The organism is Actinomadura soli, assembly GCF_005889715.1.
GTDB classification, from domain to species: domain Bacteria; phylum Actinomycetota; class Actinomycetes; order Streptosporangiales; family Streptosporangiaceae; genus Spirillospora; species Spirillospora soli.
Genome location: NZ_VCKW01000392.1, coordinates 1 through 5,265 on the forward strand (window position 1 = coordinate 1; position 5,265 = coordinate 5,265).

Sequence of the window (5,265 nt, forward strand, 5' to 3'; positions counted from 1 at the left end):
GGCCTGCACCCGTCCGGTGTCCCGTGGTGGTGCGCGTGGGTCCCGGGGATCGTGAGCGTCGCCGCGTCGGCCGCGTACCTCCTGCTCCGCCGGGCCGACCCGAGCACCGAAGGTGAGGCGGACGGCGCCGACCTCGACGTCGAGGGCACCCGGTGGGGGACGCCGCTCGCGCTCCTGACCGGCGCCGGGTTCGCGGTCGCGTCGCTGTTCATCGTGAACTCCGACGGCGACGACGCCTACTTCGTCTCGCGCTCGGTGGCCACGGCCACGACCGGCGAGATCCCGCTCAAGGACGTCATCTTCACCCCCGGCACGGCCGACGAGATCTCGGGCGAGCCGCCGGTGGCGTCGATCGAGGTCCTCGCCGGCGCGGTCGCGCGGGTGCTCGGCGTCCACGCGGCCTCCTTCGTCTGGTACGCGCTGCTGCCCGCGGTGACGTTCGTCGCGGTCTGGGCGCTGTGGCGGCTCGTCCGGGCGTGGGCGCCGCGCCGCGCCCCGCTGTGCTTCGCGGTCGCGGCGGTCTACCTGCTCTGGAGCGGGATGGGAGGGGCCTCGCTCGGCTCGTTCCACCTTCTGCGCATGTGGCAGGGCAAGGCCATGCTGGTGTCCGCGCTGGTGCCGCTGCTGTTCGTGTACCTGACGCGGTGGGCGGAGCGGCGGTCCCGCGGCGACCTCGTGCTCCTCGCCGCCGCGGGGGTCGCGGCCGTGGGGCTGACCTCGTCCGCCGTGTTCGTCGTGCCGCTCGTCGTCGGCGCCGCCGCAGTCGCGCTGATCGCCGCCGGACGCGTCGGGGCCGGTGTCGCCGCGTGCGCGGCGGCGGTGTACCCGATCGGGGCGGCGCTCGCGGTGAAACTGCTCCACGGCGAGACGAGCGTCGTCGGGAGGGTGCACGACGCCCCGGGCAGCTACCGGTGGGTCCTGCTGCACGCCGCGCTCGGGGTGATCGGCGGATGCGCGGTGTGGCTGTCGCCGTGGACGGCGCGCCGCGGCGTCCCCGCGCTGATCGCGACCGGCGTGGCGGCGGTGCTGACGGTGCTGATCGTCCCCGGGGTCCTGGAGGCGGCCGCGGACGTGTCGGGCGCCGGCCAGGTGCTCTGGCGGACGATGTGGGTCGTCCCCGCGCCCGCGCTGATCGGGCTGCTCGCCGCGGTGCGGGTTCCCGCCGGGCCCTGGTCAAGGACCGCCGGGCGATGGTCCGGGACCGCGCGCGCCGCCGCGGCGGGCGCCCCGGCCGCCGCGCTCACGGTGGCGCTGGTCGCGGGCGGGACCCCGCTGTGGTCCGGGTCGAACGGGTCCGTCGTGGCGTCGCGTCCGGCGTGGAAGGTCCCGGCGTCCGCCGTCGGCACGGCACGGGACGTGGTCGCGCTCGCCGGACCGGGCGGCCTGGTGCTGATGCCGTCCGGCGTCATGCGGGTCGTGCCGCTGCTGACCGTCCGCACGAACGCCGTCAACCCGAACGCCCACTACCTGAAGCTCATGCCGGTGGCGCCGCAGTTCATCCGCGACCGCAGGGTGCTGTCCGCGGCCGTCCGCGGGCCGCGCGGCGCGAAGCCGGAGGCGTCCGAGGTCGCGGCGGCGCTGTCGCGCACGAAGGTGGACGTGGCGTGCGCGAACCGTCGCGACGCACGGGGCCTGGCGCTGCTGCGGGACGCCGGGTACGGGGGCGACCGGCGCGTGGGGAATCTGATCTGCCTCTTCCCGCCGGCGAGCTGACCCGCGCGTGGCCGAATCATGACGGTTCGTTTTGAAGGCCCGTTTCCGGGCATCGGCGTCCACATCCGATCCGACGGATGTTGGAGGAAACATGTCGACCGCGATATGGGTCGTCATCGCCATCGTCATCGTCGCCGGCTTCGCCGCGGCCATGTACCTGGCCTGGACCGGGGTCCGCACGCGGCGGCTCCGGCAGCGCTTCGGCCCCGAGTACGACCGGGCCGTGGAGAGCCACGGCGGCCGCGCGGCCGCCGAGCGCGAGCTGCGCTCCCGCGAGGAGCGCCACGAGGACCTCGACCTGCATGACCTCGATCCGCAGCAGCGCGAGCAGTACCGCGAGCAGTGGGTCGGCGTCCAGGAGCGCTTCGTGGACGCCCCGGAGGCGGCGGTCGAGCAGGCCGACGGCCTCGTCACCGTGGTGATGGGCGAGCGCGGCTACCCGACGCACGGCTTCGAGGAGAAGGTCGCCCACCTGTCGGTGGAGCACGGCCGCACGATGGACCACTACCGCCGCGCCCACGTCATCAGCGACCGGGCCGCGGCCAAGCAGGCGTCCACCGAGGACCTGCGGCAGGCCATGGTGCACTACCGCGCCCTGTTCGACGAGCTGCTGGCCGCGCCCGCCGCCGGAACGGCGAGCGGCACCGGCGACCGGGCCCCGAGGAGCTGACCCCGATGGAGCACAGGCGACCCGAAGACAGGCCGCCGGGCCCTGGTGGGGGGCTCACCGCGGACGAGCGCGCCCGCGCCGCCGGGACGGCCGACCCCGGCGCGGCCGGTGACACGCGCGTCGCCGGTCCCGCGCCGAAGCCGCCCGTCCTGGACGCGCCCGGCACCGCCACGGAAACGTCCGGCACCGCCACGGAAACGCCCGGCACCGCGACGGAACCGCTCGTCCCCGCCAAGAAGCCGCGCGTCGCCGCCCCGCCGCCCGAGGTCCCGGCGAAGCACTCCCCGCCGGCGGGGCGGTCCGCCCCGGTGGAATCACCGGGGCGGCTGCTCGATCCCGCCGAGGCCGAGCGGTTCCGGGAGCGCTGGCGCGAGGTGCAGTCCGGGTTCGTCGACGACCCGGGCGAGGCCGTCCGCCGGGCGGACGGCCTCGCCTCCGACGCCGTCGACGCGCTCGGGCACGCGATCGCCGCGCACCGGCGGAGTCTCGCGGAGGGCGCCGCGAAGGACGGGCCCGACACCGAGCGGCTCCGCCTGGCGCTGCGCGGCTACCGCGACCTGCTGAACCGGGTCATCGACGCCTGACTCGGCGGCCGTCCCCTGAACGGCCGCCGATGACCCGGACGGCCGACGACGCCCGGGTCGTCGGCCGTCCGGGCGGCAGACGACGTCCGGGCGGCCCGTCAGCCGTTCAGCAGGAACCGGGCGACCGCCTCACGGCCCTCCGTCCCGCGCTCGCGGTTCTGGATGGAGTGCGCGGCGCCCTTGATCACGACGAGCTTGCCGCGCGGCGAGTAGCCGAGCACCTCCCGCGCCCATTCGACCGGCGTGGACAGGTCGCGGTCGCCGGTCAGCAGGAGCACCGGGACGGGCAGCTTGGCGCGCGGCGGCTCGGCGGTGTGCCGGGACCAGGGCCAGGTCAGGCATTCCTGGACGAACCCGTGCCCCACGGCCGTGTCGGCGGTGAACGGCCAGGTGGCCCGCGCGGGCAGGGTCCGGCGGGTCCGCTCCAGCGCGGCCGGGCGGACAGTCGGCCGCGTCTCCGACGTCCCCCACGGGAAGTGGCCGTCGCCGCAGATCGTGGCGATGTGCAGGCCCGAGCTGTACTGCTCGACGGGATCGCCGCCGGAGGCCAGGAACTGGAGCAGCCGGTCGAGCCGCGCCGGGTTCCCGTTCCGGGCCTCGTGGATCGCCGAGACGGCGTCGCCCGCGCCACCGGGCAGCGAGCCCGGGTCGCGGAAGGTCGGGTCGACGAACTCGTACGTGACCAGCATGTCCCAGATCAGCACCGAGTCCGGGCGGTGCCGGACGACCCAGGCCAGCTCCTCGGCCGGGTCGAAGCCGCACGCGGGCGCGGTCTCGCACGCCTCCCGCAGGACCCGTCCGGTGGCGCGCAGGCTCGTCAGGTAGAGCATGTTGTCGCGCTGCGGGTCGCGGTGCGGCACGACCGAGTCCAGGACGAGCTTGCGCACGTGCTGCGGGTAGGTCGCGGCGTAGGAGGCGCCGGTGATGGTGCCGTAGGAGACACCGTCCACCGTCATCGTCCGGACGCCGAGCGCCCGGCGCAGCAGGTCGATGTCGCCGACGGTCTGCTCGGTGGTGTAGTAGTGCCGCCGGTCCCCGAGGACGCCGGCGCATTCGGCCACCGCCTCGGGCGTGGGCGGCTCGATGTCGCTGCTGCCGACCTGGGCCTGCAGCGCCGGGCACGTGATGGCGCCGAACTCGCCGGTGCCGCGCTGGTCGACCATGACGATCCGGTAGCTCTTCATCACGTCCGGCATGCGCTGGGCGATCCGGCTGATGAACGGTGCGCCGGGCTGCCCGGGGCCGCCGGTGAGGAACATCAGGACGCCCTTCGGAGCGTCCGCGTTGTCCGCCGTGGCCACCTGCAGGCGCAGTGTCTCCGGTCCGCCCGGGTGCCGGTGGTCGAGCGGCACGGTCAGGAACGAGCAGGTGAATCCGGCCTGGCCGGGACAGGGACGCGGGTCGGTCAGGACCGGTCCAGAACTACGGGACGGTGACGCCCCGCCCGGCGGCTTGGGTGTCGCGGCCGCCGTCGCCCCGCCCGGCGCGACGAGCGCGAGGACGAGGGCGAACACCGCGATGGAACGTGATCGCATGCGCTGATCATGACCCGGTGATCCACGCGGTGGGGGGATCTCGCCGGTTCCGGTCACGCCGCCCCGGCCCGCCCTGACGAGTGGTCTTCTCGATCAGCGCCGCCCTTTCTCCTCCAACGGACTTAATGTACACAAAGTCACGACTTCGAGTCCGGAAAGTGATATCGCCACTACTGGTGAGCGGCTCCCAAAATGGGACACTTTTTTGAGTGGAGGTCATGGAAACCTCGCCGCCGACCGTGGAGGAGCCGGATGCAGACCTGGGACGTCATGCGCCGGGACGACCTCGGCAACACCTTCCACGTGGCGTCGCACGATTCGCGGATTTCGGCGCTCGCCCAGGTCCTGGTGATGGAAAGCGGCGTCCGGCACGAGCGGACGCAGCATGAGCGGACGCATTGGGTGGAGGGCCCGCCGGGACCCGCCGTCCGCACGAACCGCGACCTGTATCTGGTGTTCCTGCACCTCGGCCAGGAGGCCAGGGCGGCTTCCTGGTCACTGTCGGCGTTCCTGCGCGCGCTGTGGAAGGTCAGCGCCCCGCTCAGCGACCAGACACTGTTAGAACCCGACGCCGTGGCGGCGATGTTCGCCGCGGCGTCCACGACACCGCCCGCCGACTTCGACCCGGCGTGGAGCGGTCGGTCAGGACCGGTCCAGAACTACGGGACGGTGACGCCCCGCCCGGCGGCTTGGGTGTCGCGGCCGCCGTCGCCCCGCCCGGCGCGACGAGCGCGAGGACGAGGGCGAACACCGCGATGGAACG

5 protein-coding genes are annotated in these 5,265 nt (G+C 74.4%); 4 read left to right on the forward strand and 1 reads right to left on the reverse strand.

Translation table 11 applies throughout. The annotated features are described in order from the left end of the window. From ETD83_RS43260 to ETD83_RS38950, 3 genes are all read left to right on the forward strand, one after another. The coding region (locus ETD83_RS43260; protein WP_171064690.1) for a DUF6077 domain-containing protein at positions 1-1,713 on the forward strand (1,713 nt) is incomplete at its 5' end. A gap of 91 nt (positions 1,714-1,804) precedes the next feature. Next, complete coding sequence (locus tag ETD83_RS38945) at positions 1,805-2,383, forward strand: hypothetical protein (RefSeq protein ID WP_230421485.1); 579 nt, start codon at positions 1,805-1,807, stop codon at positions 2,381-2,383. Positions 2,384-2,388: 5 nt separating this feature from the next. After that, positions 2,389-2,967: a hypothetical protein gene (locus ETD83_RS38950; protein ID WP_138650197.1), complete on the forward strand. Its 579-nt coding sequence runs from the start codon at positions 2,389-2,391 to the stop codon at positions 2,965-2,967. 98 nt (positions 2,968-3,065) lie between these two features. Here the strand turns inward: ETD83_RS38950 and ETD83_RS38955 are convergent, their stop codons facing one another. Then, positions 3,066-4,502 carry an alpha/beta fold hydrolase gene (locus ETD83_RS38955; RefSeq protein WP_138650199.1) on the reverse strand — a complete coding sequence of 479 codons (1,437 nt, stop codon included), beginning with the start codon at positions 4,500-4,502 and terminating at the stop codon, positions 3,066-3,068. Positions 4,503-4,754: 252 nt separating this feature from the next. Here ETD83_RS38955 and ETD83_RS38960 point away from each other — a divergent pair. Further along, positions 4,755-5,265 (forward strand): hypothetical protein (locus tag ETD83_RS38960; protein WP_138650200.1); only part of this gene is annotated, 511 nt, incomplete at its 3' end.